The following is a 1,610-nucleotide window of genomic DNA, read 5'->3' on the forward strand; positions in this document are numbered from 1 at the left end:
GGGTCGGGGACTCGGCGGTGGCGGTGGGCGCGCCCGCCGTGGCCGCGGCGGCGACCAGCGCCACCAGCGCGAGCGTCCGGGGGAAGAGACGACGATGCATGGGGTGATGCTGCCATGCAGGTATCTGCCAGGAAAGACCGTACGCGAAAAGGAAATGTGCAGAACGGGCGCCGCCGCCGCAGGACGCCGGGCGCTTCCGGGGTCAGGCGGTGCCTGGGGCGGGTCTGACCGGCTCCTCCGGCTCGCCCCGGTAGCGCCGGCCCCGCCCGATGATCAGCGGTGCCACCAGGGCAGCGAGCACCCCACCGAGCAGTGGGAAGACGATGAACACCCAGAGCTGGCGCAACGCCGTCCCGCCTTCGAACAGCGCCGGCCCGAACGACCGCGCCGGATTGACCGACGTACCGTCCAGCGTCACGCCCACGAGGTGTGCGGCAGCCAGGGCCAGCCCGATGGCGGTCCCGGCGACGGCGGCGTGCTCGGTGCGACTGGTGACGACGAGCACGACGAGCACGAACAGGAACGTCAGGACGGTCTCCAGCACCGCCGCGCCGCCTAGGTTGATGTGCGCGCCGTAGCCGTTGCTGCCCAGCGCACCCGTCTGATCCACCACGTCGCCCCATCGGGTCAGCCCCCAGAGCAGGAAGCCCGCCACGGTGGCCCCCGCGAACTGGGCGACCCAGTACGCCACCGCGCCGACCATGGAGATCTTGCCGGAGAGCAGAACGCCCAGCGTCACCGCCGGGTTGACGTGGCTGCCGGAGACCGGGCCGACGGTGTAGACCAGCGCGAGCATGATGAACCCGAAGGCGAGCGCCACCACCACGACCCCACCCTGCACCCGTGCGGCCACCGCGCTGCCCACCCCGAAGAACACCAGCAGCAGGGTGCCGAGGAACTCGCAGGCGTAGCGCCGGGCGTCGTCCATGACTCCCAGCCTAGGCGCAAAAGCGGCTCTACCTGCGTAGATGCCAGTTGTGGCCGGTGTGGCGCCCGTGTCGGGAAGCCCTACGGGGCCAGCGCCGCAGAGCAGGCGCACTTAATCCGCTCTATTTGACGGATGCCCCGGCAGGGGGCAACGTAGGCCGTGGAGGGGCCCTCAGCTGCCCCGAAGAGCGACGGCGACGTGCGTACGCGTCGCCCGCCATCGCCTCCCACGTGTGCTCGCCCGCGGGCCGATGCCCGGTCCCGCACCGTGAATCCGAGAATCCACGAGGAGTTCCGCCATGCTCACCATGACCGACAACGCCGTGCTGGTCATCCGAGACCTCGCCAACCAGCAGGACGTCGCCGAGGACGGCGGGGTGCGGATCGCCGCCGACACCGACGCGGGTTCGCTCACCGTCGAGCTGGTCGCCGAGCCCGTCGACGGCGACCACGTGGTCGACAACCAGGGCGCGCGCATCTTCCTGGACTCCGACGCCGCCGAACTGCTCGGCGACGCCTCGGTGGACGCCAGCGTCGACGACGAGGGCGTCATCCAGTTCGGGTTCACCGAGAAGCAGTGACGCCGGTGCGTACCGGTGCCCGGCCCGACGGCGCTCAGCCGGCCCGCCGGGTCTCCCCGTTGCGGTGCGGCCGGGCGGGGCGGCCCCGCTCCGGTGGCGCCT

Annotated in this window: 2 protein-coding genes; one reads left to right on the forward strand and one right to left on the reverse strand. The window is 71.8% G+C overall.

Annotated elements, in window-relative coordinates; all coding sequences use genetic code 11:
- Positions 1 to 202: 202 nt before the first annotated feature.
- Positions 203 to 928 carry an aquaporin gene (locus AB0B91_RS65835; protein WP_089001800.1) on the reverse strand — a complete coding sequence of 242 codons (726 nt, stop codon included), beginning with the start codon at positions 926 to 928 and terminating at the stop codon, positions 203 to 205.
- A gap of 298 nt (positions 929 to 1,226) precedes the next feature.
- Here AB0B91_RS65835 and AB0B91_RS65840 point away from each other — a divergent pair, with 298 nt between their 5' ends.
- Entirely contained in the window at positions 1,227 to 1,508 is a 282-nt protein-coding gene (locus AB0B91_RS65840; protein WP_089001799.1) for an adhesin, read from the forward strand.
- Positions 1,509 to 1,610 lie beyond the last annotated feature (102 nt).

Origin of the sequence: Nonomuraea sp. NPDC049141, assembly GCF_040648415.1 — a bacterium.
In the GTDB taxonomy this organism is placed as follows: Bacteria; Actinomycetota; Actinomycetes; order Streptosporangiales; family Streptosporangiaceae; genus Nonomuraea.

Coding starts and splice junctions, on each gene's coding strand:
- AB0B91_RS65835 (WP_089001800.1), bottom strand. CDS start 928: ATGGACGACGCCCGGCGCTACGCCTGCGAGTTCCTCGGCACCCTGCTG.
- AB0B91_RS65840 (WP_089001799.1), top strand. CDS start 1,227: ATGCTCACCATGACCGACAACGCCGTGCTGGTCATCCGAGACCTCGCC.